Here is a 16,184-nt window from a genome sequence, read left to right as displayed (position 1 = left end):
TTTATCCCTCTCGGCTTAATTCTTTTTCACTTAACTTTTGTCTTACAAACATACCAAAAACAAGTAAAGCTATTACAGCTGAAACAGAGCTTGCTGTAAATAAAATACGATAGCCAAAAATTTGTGACACAAATCCAAGTAAAATTGCACCTAATCCGATACCTAAATCAAATGCTGTAAAAAACGAAGCGTTAGCAACTCCTCTTTTACTAGGATCAACAATTGTAAGCATCGCCGCTTGTAAAGCTGGCTGTGCTGAGCCAAATCCCACACCGTATAATGTCGCTGCAATAATGATGCCCGTCAAACCATTTGCCATCGTTAATACAACTATAGCTAAAATAGTAATACATAGTGCTGGAAGTATGATGAATACTTCTCCATATTTATCTAATAATTTACCTGAAATCGGTCTTACAATTGTTAATGCAATTGCATATACAAGAAAGAACATCCCAGGATTCACATTAATTGAAGAAGCGAATAACGGTAAAAACGTTGTAATGCCACCATATGCAAATGATAAAAAGAAAACAACAACCGTAATTGATAAAACGGATTTTTCAAATAGTTGAATTTTCCCTTTTTCCTTTTGTGGCGTGAATGACATTTTCGTTATTAACGATAATATAACTGCCATGAAAGATAAAAGAGTTGCTAAAAGGAATAGACCATGAAATGAATAATATTGTACTACCCATAATCCAATCATCGGTCCGATTGCCATTGCAATTGTCATAGCCATCCCGTACCAGCCCATACCTTCTCCACGGCGTGAATCTGGAATAATATCAGTTATCGCAGTTCCAACAGCTGTTGTAGAAACGGCCCATGTCACTCCGTGAATAACGCGTAAAACTGCTAAAAGGACTATAGTCGATGCTAAATTATAGGAATACATCGTTAGCACAAAAAGGATGAGTCCGAAAATAATAAAAGACCTTCTACCATATTGATCTAACATACCTCCAATAATCGGTCGTATTACAACAGCAGCTATTGTAAACATTCCCATCATCAATCCAACTTGTGATTCATTTCCACCAATCTCTTTAATGAATAGAGGAAGCGTTGGAACAAGTAAATAAAACCCTGTAAATAAAAATAACATTGCGAAAGACATTTGAATAAATGACTTCGTCCATAATCGTTCCATAAACCCCCCCCCATAAACACGTGAAATTTACGATTAACACTCCCATTGTACATTTTCTCTGTCTCTTTTCCCTCAGCAAAAAGACGTATCTTTTCATATTAAATAGTCCACTCTCAGCATTGATTGGTCGTACGACTTTGTACGTATGCTTTAACCGAAAGTCCTATGTATTTGTACCTTTATACGTGTTAAGAGAATATACTATTTTATTATCTCAACTTAGGAGTGATTATTTTTATGTGGGTATTATCAAGAGTAACTGCCGTGGTTCCTTCAACTCCCGGAATACATGTGCCCGCCGTCCATACAGCTAGCTCTGATGTTGGCATTGAACTTCCCGCAACTTGGCAACAATATCAAGTTCCCGGTCAAGTTACTCCCTCATTTTGGCATCACGGTACACACCCAAGTAGCACTACCTTTTATAACCCCAGTTATGTTCCATTACCCCCGACTCAAGTCTTTTATCATTTTCCATCCATTTATTTTCAAAATTTCTATGGTACGTTTAACATTTAAATAGCATCATTGCATAGCTCCTATATTTACTTCCAATCCCTTTTCAACATAAAAAAGTCGAATTCCTTATGTAAGAAATTCGACTTTTTTAATTGCTTTTTATTAACTTTTCTTATTGGCCAGTATTAGCAGGGACTTCTCCTGCATTCCCCCCATTATTCGGTGGAGTTGTCACTGGTGGGGTTGGATTCCCTTGACCTCCCCCGTTATTCGGCGGTGTTGTGTTCCCGCCTCCTCCGTTATTCGGCGGCGTTGTGTTCCCGCCTCCTCCGTTATTCGGCGGCGTTGTGTTCCCGCCTCCTCCGTTGTTCGGCGGCGTTGTGCTCCCGCCTCCTCCGTTGTTTGGAGGCGTTGTATTTCCTTGACCATTTCCATTATTTTGTTCATTTTCTTTCTTTTGTTCTTCTTGCTTCTTAAGGTCATCTTGTTTCTTTTGTTCTTCTTGTTGCTTCTTAAGGTCATCTTGTTTCTTTTGTTCTTCTTGTTTCTTTAATTCTTCCTGTTTCTTAAGTTCTTCTTGCTTTTTCTCTTCTTCAGTTTTTTGCTGCTGATCTTGTTTCGGCTGTTCAGTTGTATTCGGTACGCTCGTATTTGGTGAAGAATCACGTTTCTCACCTTTTATACGTAATTCATTACCTTCTTTCACAACACTACTTGGCATCTTAAATTGTGATTTATCAGTAGCCATCTCGCTCATCATTTCTTTAAAGATCAACTGTGCAATTTTCGTATTTTTACTACTAATATAATCGTCTTTACTATCTTTCATATAACCAGTCCATACTGCCATCGTATACTGCGGTGTATATCCTGCAAACCAGCTATCACGAGTCGCACTGTCTGGTAATTTATATTGCGCTGCTTTTTCCGAAGAATAGTTCGTTGTTCCTGTTTTACCAGCTACATCTAAAGAACTTATATTAGCAGCTGTACCAGTACCAGATGTTACGACGGAACGAAGCATATCTGTAATCATATAAGCTGTATAATCTTCCATCACTCGTTTTGACTTTTGCTCAAAACTTTTCGATTTACCATCTGGATAAACCACTTTTTTAACAAAATGCGGCTTCGTATATTTACCGTCATTACCAAATGCAGCATACGCACCTGCCATCTCAGTTGGCGATACTTCATTTGTACCAATCGCTGTTGATTCTGTCGGTGGTGCATTAAATGTAATACCTAACTTTTCAGAGAAAGTTTTTGATTTAGTTATTCCTACTTCTTTTGCAGTTTTAATAGCTGGAACATTACGTGATAATTTTAATGCTTCACGCATTGTAATTTGTCCTAAATACCCTCTATCTGAGTTTCTGACATCTTGACCACCAGTATACTTAAATGGCGAGTCATCGACTTGATGATAAGTAGCCCATTTTAAATATTCAATTGCAGGAGCATAATCAAAGATCGGTTTCATTGTTGAACCTGCTGAGCGATCTAATTCAGTTGCCATATTATGACCTTTAAATACAGCCTTATTTTCACCACGCCCACTACCTATAGCACGTACTTCACCTGTTTTCGTATCCATAAATGTGAAAGCCCCTTGGAATTTCTCATTTGGATAATCAATAATATTTGTATTTAAAATATTATCAGCCAATTTCTGTGCCTCTGTGTCTAATGTTGTATAAATTTCTAAACCGTCAGAACCAATATTAGCATCAGGTAATTCTTTTTCAACTTCTTTCACAACTGCATCCATAAATGCAGGATATGGCATCGCTTGTAATTCAGCTGCCTTTTCAACACCTTTGTCTACTGGTACTTTCGACGCTTCTTCCATTTCTGCTTTTGTAATATAACCATGTCGATTCATTAACTTTAGTACAACATTTCTTCTTTCTGTTGCCTTTTGAATATTTTGTGGTTTCGACGGGTCGTAATTATTTGGTGCTTTCGGTAAACCTGCAAGCATCGCAACTTCTGGTAATGTTAAGTCTTTTAATTCTTTTTTATAGTAGTTTTGTGCTGCTGTTGCGATTCCGTATGAGCGGTTTCCTAAATTAATTTTGTTTAAGTACATCTCTAATATTTCATGTTTTGAATACTGTTGTTCTAGCTTATAAGCTAAATACACTTCTTGCGCCTTACGCTTTGGTGTTTTATCCATTGATAAGAAGTAGTTTTTAATAACTTGCTGCGTTATTGTACTTCCGCCTTGCGAACCGTAATCTCCTTTTAAACTAACTAAAACTGCACGAGCAGTACCTTTGAAATCCACACCACTATGCTCATAAAAACGTGCATCTTCCGCAGCTAAAAAAGCATTTTCTACTAATTTAGGGATTTGATCATACGTAACGTTGGTTCGCTTTTCTTTTCCGTATTCATATACCAACTTCCCGTCTTTATCATAAATTTTTGAGGATAACGGATTAACAAGTTTTGCTTTTTCAAGTTTTGGTGCATCCTTAATCATTACAAAAAAGGTAGCAACCCCCGCCACTAAACCTACAATACCAAGTAATAAACAACTAATTAAAAACTTACGGAAAAATGATGTTTTACCCTTTGGTTTTTGTTTTTTAGAAGCTGGCTGATTTTTCTTTTTAACTTGTCGTCGCTCCTCTCGAGAACGATAATTTTCTGACATGTTACTTTCTCCTGCCTTTCAATTCTCCCGTTGATTTACTAAAAATATTGAGGCCACCTTCCCAAATATCTTTACATTTAGAAAGTGTGTTCATCGGAAGCATTCAATATTTTCCTAATTCACAGATTATAAATTTTAGATACTCTTAAACAAATTATTTTTTACCTCTATTCCTTCAAATAAAGCTGCCCCATTACGCATAAAATGGAAGAGATAAAATTTTAATACCTCGTATAAATAATATACCTTTTTTTCAAATGGTCAATATTTTCTTATTAATTTCATCAAAGGTGAGATAAAAATAGCATATCGATATGAACTTCGTGTGAACTTCTTTATAAATAGGTATAACAAAGATTTAATATATTGGCTATCCGTATTACTGCTGCTTTACATATTCTTATTTCAACAACCTAATCCTCATTTCTAAAAGAATTTACAAATAAAATTAAGGAGTTGTATGCTTATGAAATTATCTCCTGTTATATCAAAAAATTTGATTGCTGTTGGTTATAATCCCTTTTCTATGATTTTACGAATCCAATTCAAAAATGGCATGTATGATTTCTTTAATGTACCTGAAAGCATTTACAATGGTTTATTAAATGCACAATCTAAAAGTTATTACCATAAAACTTACATTAAAAATTCTTTCCGCTACACTAAAATTTAAACTTAAGCACCAAATAAAAAGAAAGGAGGTTAATCCCCCTTTCTTTTTATACTATTTTCACAGACGAATTATCTTCTATTCCTCTTATTAATTTCATCATATGCTTGAATTTGTTTTCTCACTCGCCGATCCGCCTTTTTATCATGTACGACTAAAATCGCGTGTATGACGCCTGGAACCCAAAATATTAAAGTTAATATGAAATTAATTATTGCTTGAAATGGCTTTCCGCAAAATAATACAGCTACAGGTGGAAGTAGAATTGCCAATAAGTACATCATCTCTTGAAAACTCCTTATTTTGGATTTTTTATAACACTTCTTTTCATATGCAAGCACACTCTTTGATTTTGAAGTTACACAAATTTCAATTAAGCAATTATAACATTTCTTCTATAATATATATTCTGTCCATATGCAAAAAAACCTACTAGACCAAACTCTTCCTACCTATTTAATTACATTTTACATCCGCTCTTTCAATGAGTATTTTAAAATTCTTATTATTTTCAAAACTTTTCTCTTTCTCTACTGCAGTTAATCCAATCGCAGAAATTACCGTTCCTATTGCCTGTATCCAAATACCAATCAGTGCTATTATCCTCTCATCCTTCTTATCAAGAATACGATCTTCGTTTTCTACTTCATCCTTCGATAAATTAATTATGCCTTGATACGCTTGTAGTCCGGCCCCTAAGCTTTGCATAGAATTGCCTAGTACAATGATTCGCTGTTTTACTTTCATCTCAATCAAAGCTGCTTCTACTCCTAAAAAAGCACCAATCGATTGTAAACTGTTCCCGACAATGATAAGATAATCATTCTCTGTTAATTGTTCATTTTTATTAAAATATGTTCCTATTACATTTGATATATTCCCTAATGCCAATAACTCAATTCCCATTTTATCCAGTGTTTCACTTTCATTCTGCAAACATATATTTCGATTTTCTACTTCTTCATCTTCATCTTCGGTATAATTACTCGCTATAATTTGTAAAATATACCCGAAGGCTTGTAATGAGCTTCCTATAATAACAAGGTCCGATTCAATTTTCTCTTCCCCAATAAATCCTCTTGTCGTTCCAATAGCAGCTGTAAGATTTCCTCCTACTTGATACCATGCTCCTGTCACTTTTAAACTGCTTGGATTCATTTTCATCACCTATTTTGATATTTTCTCGTGCTTTCGAAATAACCAAAAGTCACTCTTAATCAAATATTTTATTTTCCATATGTAATTTTGTGCATTCTATAATGTGTTACTAATACAAAAAGTACCTTAAAGGTACTTTTTTAGCCAAAACGTATATCACTGAAATTACATTGAGTAATAGATACTTATTTTTAAACACATGCTGGGCATGTCAATGAATCTCCATTTTTATCTATTGTTATATTCAATATATATCGAATCGCATTATGTGACCACATTTCAGGTGTGGGTGATTCATTAACATACTGTGGTGCACATGAATGCAGCATTGGAGTGCTAATACCACCGCCAGGATCTAAAGCAACTACAGCCACACCATCAGGCAATTCCAGTGCCATAGATTTCGTGATACCTTCAATTGCAAACTTCGAGGCACAGTATGGTGCAAGATCTGCCTCACCTTCTCTTCCCCAACTAGAACTCATATTAATAATAATTCCTTCTTTTCTATCTACCATTGCTGGGACAAATGCTCTTATTACATTTACTACACCATTCACGTTTACATTCATTACATTTTCAAATTCCCCAGCGGTAACTTTCCAAATTGGTGCATTTTGATTCACAATTGATGCATTATTTATTAACAAGTCGGGAGCCCGATATTTAGTAAGGATATCATTTGCCCAACTACTAACTTGCTGCGAATCTGAAACATCAATTATTTGAAAATCATGTGTATTACCGTATTGTTTTTTTAGTTCTTCAATTTTATCTTTTGAACGTCCACATCCACATATGTTCCATCCCAATTCATGAAATCGATCAACCATCGCGCGTCCTAATCCTTGCGTCACTCCTGTAATAATTACGAGTTTCCTAATGTCATTTCGCTTCAATCCCTCGCCTCCCTTTACCATATTTTACTCCTTTAACCTTCATTTATCTATTTACTAAAGTATTAAAAACACTTCATACTTTAGAAGTATTTTTAATATTGCACACATAAACAAAAGAGTAACCATAATGGTTACTCCCGTTTACATATTTAAAAATTCGTTGTTTATTTCATTATTAATTTTTAAATTGCAACTTTTCTTTCCCGCATTTTTACATTGATACATATAAACTGTACCTAATTTACCAGCTTGAAAATCCTCATTACCCTGCATTTTCATAAAACTATATTTATGTTTATAGTGCGATTCATCTAAATAATTTCCAATCCACTTTTCAACATAACACAGTCCACTTTTGTGAAAAAATCTTCAACTAGCCTGATTACATACTTTTATTTAAAAGCTCAATTTCATATTGTAATTTTTTGAACTGCTCAAAATGCATTGTTATAGATTGACTGCTACCAACTTCAGCACTTTGTTTCACCAGTAATACTCCTGTATCATGAAAAAGCGCTTCAAGTTCTTTTCTGATGGACACTTTTGCAATATGAGCTGTTTTAATTGCAGATAAAATTGCAATCTCATTAAACTTTAATTTTATTTCATTTGGACAAAATGCGTTTTCAATCAATATAACTTCATTGCTATAAATAAGCGCAACAAGATTACTTGATTTTGCATCTGATAAATCTACTTTTTTTATAACGTTATTCATAACATTTTGCCTCCTTTGTTTTCGTATATATTAATTATACAAATTATTTCTTTTTTATTATCCAACTCATATTAAGTTTAACACACTTTTATTGAAAGCCACGCTTGAAACGTTTTACTATTCCACAATTTTTGTTACATGAACCATTTGGACTTTACTCCCATATAGTAATGTTAACAATTCATTATAAAGCAGGTGAAAATTATGCCCTCAGTTGTAGGGAATTTAGTTGTACAAAATAGTAACGGATCATTTAACTTAGGTGATTTCTACAACGTTTCTCCGAAAGAAAATACGAAAGCTTACAATGGATCTGGCGCATCAAACGTTGGTTTTGTTGTTAATACTTTTAACGGTGTTAGTGCGACTAATACGTTTGATTCGGACCTTGCAGATCAAAATCAAGTGGGTACAGCCTAACCCTATTTTTCATCTTTCTGTATAGGAATTTTAAATTTGTCTATACTATAATCAGGCTGTTTCACAGCTATTATTGAATGTTGGAGTACCCTATCTTTTTCTCCCTTTCCCTGGGGCTTAGCAGTTAGCATGAAGCCAGCTGCTATTTCGCATTATTTCTTCCATCTATCAGAAATAATAGAAGCTGGATATTAAAGTTCAGCTTCTATTACATTATTTCAATTACATCTGTAAAACTCATTACGTGAGTTTTATAAAATGCGTCTGTGCACATTATAATCTGCCTTACCGGGTCTATATGAACGACTGTCATATAACTTGTAAGTATGTAGCCATCTTCAAAATATGTCACCAATATTTCTTGCTCAGACAATAATGCCGTTAGCAATTTATCAGAAATTCTTTCTTTTTCTTCATTTGTTACTATCGGCCTTTGCACTTTTAATTTCTCACCAATAACCTTTCTCATACTTAACAATTGTTCCGACATTACTGTAAATGGAACCCACTCTCTTTCTTCTTTCTGCCTCTTTACATGATTCATTTCTTTATCTCCTTGATCATTTATCCACTCTATTTCACACATACTGTTACTCCATCATTTTTAGTAATTACTAAGTTCGTATTTATTTCTAAATTGTATAAGGTCTGCACCAAAAAAGAACATTCGTTCTAATTATACACGAACCTACGTTCTTTTGAGAAGGAGCATATTTATATTTTTTTCCCTTAAAACAAACTTTTCACTCTCTACACATTGAAACACATTTAGCGAATAAAAAACGATTTCACATAAAGTGAAATCGTTTTTTCTAATACGTTATATTTTCAACTTTATTTTTTTATCTTGACTAGCTTTCTTTCTGAATGAAAGTTTCATTTATTATTCGTCAACAAACTACAACATTATATTCGTTTAATCGAATATAAAATCCCTGCCTACACTACAAACCTTTATTTTTTTGCATGAACCATTCTTAAACGCAAACATACATTATAATGAACGAACTCACAAAATTTAAGAAATTTATAATGTAATTCAATTTATTCCTTATAGGTTTTCTGTGAAAAGAGGGCGATTTCCACACTCTCTTTTCGTACATATCATATTACAATATCAAATACTCCTTTGCTTTCATAATAGTTTGATATCGCTACCATTCATTACATATATTTAGGATGTATGGTTATATGTAACTCCCTCTCCGTTTCTCCTCTTTTCGGATGACGAAAATACTCTATTTCATATTTTAACACTTCATACTCAACCATCCCAATTTTAATCCCTTTCGTTTCTTTTAATATAGCTAATAAATCACTTATATTTTCATCATTCGATTCAAAAACTTTCCCTCCGTCTTCTCTTTGAAAAATCACTTTCATATATTCTCCCCCACTTTCATTTATTCATCTAGTAAATAATACATTTAGAAATATTCATAACAAAAAGAACATCCTTTTTAATAGAATGCTCAACTTTTCACTTCCTATAATATTGCAAATGTTTATTCAAAAATATTATATGTACTATTCTTCAAATTATGTTGATCCACTATAAAAATTTATATACTTAATTTATATGTAATAAAATAATCAAAACATTACTATATCAACATTTTTTAAAACGATTATTATTTCCAATTTCATTTTCCTACAATTTTCCATTGTAATTCTTAATATTTAAATGTAATATTATATTGTCTTACTATCTTTTTTATAACACACACACTAATTAGAAAAGGGAACTCAATATGAGTTCCCTTTTCTAATTCAAGTTACATAATACTTCTAGAGTTTTACCTTTAAAAATTTTATTTTATTTAGTTTTTTGTTTTTTACTTATCCGAATCATTCTAGTATGATTGTGTTTACCGAAGAAGTCTGCATTCTTTTTTCAAAATAACAAAAAACAGAAGTCTAGCAAAATGCTACATTTCTGTTTTTTTATCCGTATTATTTCTTTTCTAGAAATTTAAATGTCTCTTTATATTCTTTATCATTCACCTTAATATCAGCATCTTTTAATAAATCATTGACTACTTGCTGTTTCCATTTACCTGTCGTATCTTGTAATCTTTGTTGTTCTAAATCTTTACGGATCTTATCCTTCACTTCTTCAAATGGTTTCAACTCTTTTTTATCGGTCACTTTAATAATATGGTAACCGTAAGATGTTTTAACTGGTTCACTTACTTGTCCTGCATTTAATTTATACGCAGCTTCCTCAAATTCTTTAACAGTTTGCCCAGGGCCAAAACCAGCTATTTCCCCGCCCTGTTCCTTTGAACCAGTATCTTCTGAGTACTGCTTCGCTAAAGCGGCAAAATCTTCACCATTATTCACTTTCTCTTTTACTTCTTTAGCGGTTTTTTCATCTTTTACTAAAATATGACTTACCTTCATTTCTGGTTTATAGTTATCTTTTACATCTTTTTCTGTGACAGTCGCTTTAATCGCTTTTTCAAATGCAATTTCTGGTTTCATTTTTTCTTTTAATTCATCTTCGTTTTTTAACCCAAGTTTTTCTAAAGTCTCTTTAAAATTGTCGCCCATTTTATCTTTTGCTTCTTTTACTTGTTTTGTTGCTTCCTCATCTGAAACTTTATATTTATCTAGCAGCGCCTTACTTAATACCATTTGATATAATGTACTTTCTCCATATTTTTGTTTTAATTCTTTACTTAACTCTTTCTCTGTAACATTTCCTACTTTTGATGTTACTACGTTGTCTGAGGAACCACATGCAGATAATGCGAGTACCACGCATGAAATAATTGTTCCCAAAAATAGCTTTTTCTTTTTCAATTCAAATACCTCACTTTTATTATTATGCAACGTAACTATACACCGTTATTGTGAAAACAGTGTGTTTTCCATATGTAATTCATTTCATTTGAATCAAATATGTATCATATTTTTTATACACAAATATGAAAAATCTTCTCACTATTTATTAATGAGAAGACTCTTTACGAATGCCTCAAAAACATTTAACGACTAAGGTTACTTAATGATTAAATGTTTTTCCGGTATCCAACTACTTTGTCCGATATCTACCGCATTTTTTACTCTTCCCCACACACGGTAAGATGTTGATCCATCTATATTTCCTTTATAATTAATACATTCAGGCTCTCCATAATAATTCACTCCGTACCCGACAGGATATTTTGAAGAAGCATAATACCATCTCACATCAAAATGGTTTAAATATACCCACTGCTTATCATTCCCTAAGCAAATCATATCTTTATCGCCGCCTCCCCAATAACTGTTTAAAATTAAATACGGGATTTTCTTAGTGATTGCACCTGTATACTGGGGGTTCACAGGATTTTCATATAAATTTATGCCGTATCCATCAGGATATTTTGAAACTGCAATACCAATACCACTTGATTGCTGCAAATCCACTACATTAGATTGATTTTCTTGATTCGAATCTATAAACCAGGAAAGTGACTTATTTCCTATTAATTGATTCAAATCACATTTCCCGATCCCAGGAACATTCCCCGAATCCGTATATTGCCAAATATCACACGGATACGCCGGCTTATTCCCTCCATAACGAGGAATCCATACAAAATCAGCATCAATATTACGCGCTCCAAACGATACATACGTGTGATGCCCAACATATAAACCTACTTTTTTCGCACCTAAACGACGTAATTCATCTATAAATACTTGTGTCCCGCCTTGCATATCTACCATCGTTTGTACTTCAACATCCGCCACCCAAAACGCAGCAGACTTATCGCCACGATTCCAAAAATCTTGTGCCTCTTTCTTTGCATCTGCAATAGAAATAAAACGACAAAATGCATAATTACCAAACGGAACACTATGCTTCTTCATTGCATTCACATAATTTTGATACATAAAATCCACCGTATTTGAACCATCTTGCACTCTAGCAATAACTAAATCTAGTTGAGGCGCTGCAATTTCCCAATTAATAGTTCCATTCCACTTTGAAATATCAACAATGTAACCCATTACAATTCAACTCCTTTTTATTATCATATTCAAAGCTTGTTTTAGCATAATCCACATATATCTATTACTATCTATCTATAATATAAATAAGAAGAAATCTTTATTTTTTGAAATATATAATCTTTAAAACTACTTCTTTCAATCTCTCCTCTAACTCATATAATTAGGCGTGAAAATATCAATTTATTTAAAAATGATTTTTCTGTTGATAATATAAAATCTTCTATATGTCCTATGTTTATTTGCTTGTACGTAGAAAACCCCTATATGTGAACTATCTTTTTATAATAGTCTAGCCTAACACTCATTGTTTATTTCATTTCTATCTGTAATCAACAATTCCATACGCTATCCAGCCTATTTAAAATTGAGTAAAACTATAATTTTTTTACATTTTACCACTGATTGCCAGCCAATAAATTTTGGTACAAAATAATATTAATACATAAAAAAAGACATTTCCGATTTTTGAAAATGTCTTTTTGCATCTTAATAAAACAACTTTGGTTCTAAATCTTTATTTTGTAATTGTGGATTTTCACTGTTCATAACGCAACTTGTGGAAAATAATATTGGGATATCACAAACATCATCCTGCATTACATCACGAAACACATTTGCAGCAACACCTGTAAACGTTTGACATAGATTTGAAATATCATCATTAAAAAATTGAATCACTTCCGCTTTAAAAACTGGAAATACAACATTCACTCCACCAGGGAACTGAGGTTGTACCACAACTTGTTCAAAATAAGGATTATTCTCTAACGCTACTTGAAATAAATGCGCAATTTCAAATGCATCTAGTGGACAAGGAAATGGATTTACAATTTCATTTTCATTATTCGTTACAATAACCGTTACACTTACATTTCCAAATTGTACAGAAGATTTTAGAAGCGTTGCTAATGCTCTCGCTTTTTCATTACTTAACGCATGCACTAAAATAATATAATTCCCGCCAACCGGAATAAGTGGCCCCACTGTAACTGTTGGATCAGCACCAATTGAATTTCTTAGTTCATTAAAATGTGTGATCCACGGTGGTGAAAGCTGTGGCTGAGCTTGTACATTTTCTTGCATTCTTTTATTACCTCCTCATACTATTCTTACTACCGTAATATGTATCAGGACATAAAATGCATTAGATAATCAAATCATTTTTCATATTATATTAATTATACATTTCATAGAGTATTCTCCGCTTTTCCCCACATGTTTATGTACTTATACGACAATGAGGTTCTATATTATAATCAACTTAACAAAGATTTCATATTATATAAATACACCTTAATAATCATTTAAATCAAAAGGTGAAGCACATATAATGTGGAATATTAGGAGCTGATTTCATGAAAAAAGAACCTATCGTGTTCAAAGTTCCACCGAATTCAAAACTAAAAGTTACATTTTTCGGTCCTTGTAACGAAGTAATTACAAATGTTTCTATAATTAATCAACTACTCACCCCTAAATGCCAAACTATCACGCAATATCCAAACTTTAAGAAATATGTAACTGAAGTACGATCATTATCCCATTGTTAGTCCCCATCATGCACGATTTTCACAACTTTGTTACCTAGATTATTTCGAAAGAAAACAACTACATCCCTAAACTAAAATTACTCATTTCATGATATTCCATTGATAATTTATTGATTCTTTACACATTTTCATTAAACACGCATATATTATCCTATGGAGATTATCCACTCATAAAACCTATCTTTCTTTTGAGCATACTTTTTATGTATGCTCTTTTTTTATATCCATCGTGTGGATTCGACAATAACCTTCTATATATTATACTCTCACTATTACCATTCATTTCTCTTCTATTATATCTAATTCATAAAACACTCATATAATAAACGAAATTAAATCTGATTGCTTATATATTTTAGAAAAACAATAAAAAGCCCACACTATTTAGTGAGGGTCTTAACAAACTTTCTATAAAACATCTACTTATCAGCTCCATTCAATTGGAGAAGGAAACCTTGCCGCTTCAAAATGAACAGTATTTAAACCATTAACGTTTTGTACAATAACGCCATCAATACTACTTTCTGCGAAAATTTCAACTACATCCCCTGCTTCTAATTGAAGAATAGAAGTGACTGAAACATCATTATTAAAAAATACCCCTGTCCCAAAGTAATCATTATCTATAGCTATTGCTGTATTTCCATTTACACGAATTTCTACTCTAGCTCTGTAATTCACATTAATATCATTTGGTGAGAATGTTATATTCCCTAATACACTATACACCCCTCTAGTCTTAGGCATAAAAGTGGATGTTACTGGATTATATTCATTTGCTAAATCAAATTGTTCATTTTGAAATAACACTTTAACAGACGTATTTGCCAGAATAGGTTGATTAACTGTATTCACAGCTCTAAATGCCGACGCTCTTACAAGCTCCTCTTTCTTATTACCACAACAATTTACTTTTACATACTTCCCATCACATTGACTACTTTTCCTATAACAATCATGACTCTTCTTTTTGTACTCGTTACAATACTTACAGTAATAATAAAACGTAGTAAGTCCCCCTTTAAATTTATTATTACATACTATGCAAAATTGATTAGAAAAGCTTGGATGAGCTGTTACTATTATTAATAAAAAAATGAATCCCCACCTGTTTGGTGAGGATCTATTATTAAACTTCTATTCATTTTTAAATTACCTACTTTATTTAGTAGGAGACGGAAATCTTGCCGCTTCAAAGTGCGAACCATCTTCTAAGGGGCTTAAAACACCATCTATACTACTTTGTGCATAAATCTCAACTGTATCTCCTGCATTCAATTGAATGATTGTTGAAACACTTACAACATTTCCAAAACCTATTGGACCAAAAAAGTCATTATCTATAGCTATTGCTGCATTTCCATTCACACGAATTTCTACACGAGCTCTATAATTTAAATTTGTATCGTTTGGAAAGAAACCAATCGTTCCAATAATAGAATATACGCCTTTCGTCTTCGGCATAAAAATAGACGTTGCTGGATTATACTCATTTGCTAAATCAAATTGTTCATTTTGGAATGACACTTTCACAAAAGTATTAGCAGGAACATTTTGATTTACAGTATTTCTAGCTCTAAATGCTGATGCCCTAACAAGGTTATCCTTGTTGGCATGACACTTACTAGTGTTATTACGACAATCATGTTGCTTCTTTTTATAATCCTTACAATACTTACAGTAGTAATAACAAGACATACTCGTTCCCCTTTCAAGCTTATTACTACATATTATGCAAGATTGATTAGAGAGGTTTGGACTAGCTATTCTTATTTTTAAAAGGGTGCTTTTTACTTGCACCCTTTTGTATTCATTTTATTCCTCTATATTTATAAATTGAATACTGTTCCATATGGAATTGAAGTAAAAGCAATTCCATATGGTGTAAAATGTTGCGTTGGGTAAAAATACTCCATTGAGGAATAATACGGTTGTATACCTTGCTGCATTTGCATTTGTTGTTGCATTTGCAATGCTTGTTGAACAGCTTGAACTGTACTTTGTGCCCCGCTATACGTTATAGCCGTACCATACGCTGGTCGTATGCCAACTTGAGAATCCACATATGAATAAAACATTAATTTCAACTCACTTTCGAATAAGTTATTACAAAGTATGTTATGTATAATTATTTCAGTGAGTGCTAAGAGCTAGTCTACTAGCCTTTAGCACGTTTTTCATTTTAAATGTTTCTATTGCCCTCCTAATTTCCTATTTCACTTCCAAGCTTCATCTGCTAATAATACTTTAACTATTAAAGGTGATTTTATGATCCAAAAATAAATGTACCTCAAATAAAAAACTATATGTGGCTAGCTCTATCAGCCCTCCTTATATAGGTGAACTTACAACCTTTTTCATACATTCTTAATTTATTAGTATTTGTGAATGAAAAGTCACTTCATATATTTTGGAGAGACTTTTCATTCACGATTTTCCGATAATTCCTTAACAAAATAAAAAAGTAGCTTTTAGGCTACTTTAAAT

At 32.7% G+C, this 16,184-nt stretch carries 19 protein-coding genes; 4 read left to right on the top strand and 15 right to left on the bottom strand.

What is annotated here, in order from left to right; translation table 11 throughout:
* Position 1: 1 nt before the first annotated feature.
* Entirely contained in the window at positions 2-1,156 is a 1,155-nt protein-coding gene (locus F0362_RS11470) for an MFS transporter (protein WP_000440645.1), read from the bottom strand.
* A gap of 237 nt (positions 1,157-1,393) precedes the next feature.
* Here F0362_RS11470 and F0362_RS11465 point away from each other — a divergent pair, with 237 nt between their 5' ends.
* Complete coding sequence (locus F0362_RS11465) at positions 1,394-1,675, top strand: hypothetical protein (RefSeq protein ID WP_000270098.1); 282 nt, start codon at positions 1,394-1,396, stop codon at positions 1,673-1,675.
* A 112-nt stretch (positions 1,676-1,787) separates the two neighbouring features.
* Here F0362_RS11465 and F0362_RS11460 read toward each other — a convergent pair whose 3' ends face one another.
* Complete coding sequence (locus F0362_RS11460) at positions 1,788-4,277, bottom strand: transglycosylase domain-containing protein (RefSeq protein ID WP_149889762.1); 2,490 nt, start codon at positions 4,275-4,277, stop codon at positions 1,788-1,790.
* A gap of 466 nt (positions 4,278-4,743) precedes the next feature.
* On the opposite strand from F0362_RS11460, the gene F0362_RS11455 reads away from it, so the two are divergent.
* Positions 4,744-4,950, top strand: coding sequence for a KTSC domain-containing protein (locus tag F0362_RS11455; protein ID WP_000777816.1), 207 nt, complete (start codon positions 4,744-4,746; stop codon positions 4,948-4,950).
* A gap of 68 nt (positions 4,951-5,018) precedes the next feature.
* Here the strand turns inward: F0362_RS11455 and F0362_RS11450 are convergent, their stop codons facing one another.
* The 5 genes from F0362_RS11450 to F0362_RS11435 form a co-directional block, all read right to left on the bottom strand.
* Positions 5,019-5,231, bottom strand: a complete 213-nt coding sequence (locus F0362_RS11450) for a YqaE/Pmp3 family membrane protein (protein WP_000990226.1) — start codon at positions 5,229-5,231, stop codon at positions 5,019-5,021.
* Positions 5,232-5,403: 172 nt separating this feature from the next.
* The gene (locus tag F0362_RS11445; protein WP_001070053.1) at positions 5,404-6,105 is read right to left on the bottom strand and encodes a DUF6944 family repetitive protein; all 702 of its coding nucleotides are present in this window, start codon (positions 6,103-6,105) and stop codon (positions 5,404-5,406) included.
* A gap of 191 nt (positions 6,106-6,296) precedes the next feature.
* Positions 6,297-7,025, bottom strand: a complete 729-nt coding sequence (locus F0362_RS11440; RefSeq protein WP_000238413.1) for an SDR family oxidoreductase — start codon at positions 7,023-7,025, stop codon at positions 6,297-6,299.
* A 120-nt stretch (positions 7,026-7,145) separates the two neighbouring features.
* Positions 7,146-7,352: a zinc finger protein 100 gene (locus F0362_RS30910; RefSeq protein WP_033657305.1), complete on the bottom strand. Its 207-nt coding sequence runs from the start codon at positions 7,350-7,352 to the stop codon at positions 7,146-7,148.
* A 34-nt stretch (positions 7,353-7,386) separates the two neighbouring features.
* Positions 7,387-7,722: a hypothetical protein gene (locus tag F0362_RS11435; protein ID WP_001066863.1), complete on the bottom strand. Its 336-nt coding sequence runs from the start codon at positions 7,720-7,722 to the stop codon at positions 7,387-7,389.
* A 204-nt stretch (positions 7,723-7,926) separates the two neighbouring features.
* On the opposite strand from F0362_RS11435, the gene gerPF reads away from it, so the two are divergent.
* Positions 7,927-8,142: a spore germination protein GerPF gene (gene gerPF / locus F0362_RS11430; RefSeq protein WP_001141565.1), complete on the top strand. Its 216-nt coding sequence runs from the start codon at positions 7,927-7,929 to the stop codon at positions 8,140-8,142.
* 208 nt (positions 8,143-8,350) lie between these two features.
* Here gerPF and F0362_RS11425 read toward each other — a convergent pair whose 3' ends face one another.
* The 5 genes from F0362_RS11425 to F0362_RS11405 form a co-directional block, all read right to left on the bottom strand.
* Complete coding sequence (locus tag F0362_RS11425) at positions 8,351-8,686, bottom strand: YolD-like family protein (RefSeq protein ID WP_033658415.1); 336 nt, start codon at positions 8,684-8,686, stop codon at positions 8,351-8,353.
* Between the two features lie 620 nt (positions 8,687-9,306).
* Entirely contained in the window at positions 9,307-9,525 is a 219-nt protein-coding gene (locus F0362_RS11420) for a hypothetical protein (RefSeq protein ID WP_000864289.1), read from the bottom strand.
* Positions 9,526-10,095: 570 nt separating this feature from the next.
* Entirely contained in the window at positions 10,096-10,947 is an 852-nt protein-coding gene (locus tag F0362_RS11415) for a peptidylprolyl isomerase PrsA (RefSeq protein ID WP_000727478.1), read from the bottom strand.
* Positions 10,948-11,145: 198 nt separating this feature from the next.
* Positions 11,146-12,144 (bottom strand): glycoside hydrolase family 25 protein, encoded by a 999-nt coding sequence (locus F0362_RS11410; RefSeq protein ID WP_000540675.1) that lies wholly within the window; start codon positions 12,142-12,144, stop codon positions 11,146-11,148.
* Positions 12,145-12,633: 489 nt separating this feature from the next.
* Complete coding sequence (locus F0362_RS11405; protein ID WP_001157702.1) at positions 12,634-13,230, bottom strand: hypothetical protein; 597 nt, start codon at positions 13,228-13,230, stop codon at positions 12,634-12,636.
* A gap of 272 nt (positions 13,231-13,502) precedes the next feature.
* On the opposite strand from F0362_RS11405, the gene F0362_RS11400 reads away from it, so the two are divergent.
* Entirely contained in the window at positions 13,503-13,697 is a 195-nt protein-coding gene (locus F0362_RS11400) for a hypothetical protein (protein ID WP_000712072.1), read from the top strand.
* Between the two features lie 426 nt (positions 13,698-14,123).
* Here the strand turns inward: F0362_RS11400 and F0362_RS11395 are convergent, their stop codons facing one another.
* The 3 genes from F0362_RS11395 to F0362_RS11385 form a co-directional block, all read right to left on the bottom strand.
* The gene (locus F0362_RS11395) at positions 14,124-14,741 is read right to left on the bottom strand and encodes a hypothetical protein (protein WP_079995200.1); all 618 of its coding nucleotides are present in this window, start codon (positions 14,739-14,741) and stop codon (positions 14,124-14,126) included.
* 117 nt (positions 14,742-14,858) lie between these two features.
* Positions 14,859-15,395, bottom strand: coding sequence for a C1q-like domain-containing protein (locus F0362_RS11390; RefSeq protein ID WP_001278084.1), 537 nt, complete (start codon positions 15,393-15,395; stop codon positions 14,859-14,861).
* Positions 15,396-15,526: 131 nt separating this feature from the next.
* A complete protein-coding gene (locus F0362_RS11385; RefSeq protein ID WP_000500114.1) occupies positions 15,527-15,775 on the bottom strand; it encodes a DUF3947 family protein in 249 nt (82 codons plus the stop codon).
* Positions 15,776-16,184: the final 409 nt, after the last annotated feature.

Source organism: Bacillus sp. BS98 (assembly GCF_008432245.1).
Classification (GTDB): domain Bacteria; phylum Bacillota; class Bacilli; order Bacillales; family Bacillaceae_G; genus Bacillus_A; species Bacillus_A toyonensis.
The sequence above is the reverse complement of the archived record's forward strand: the minus strand, read 5'-3'. Positions and strand labels throughout refer to the sequence as shown.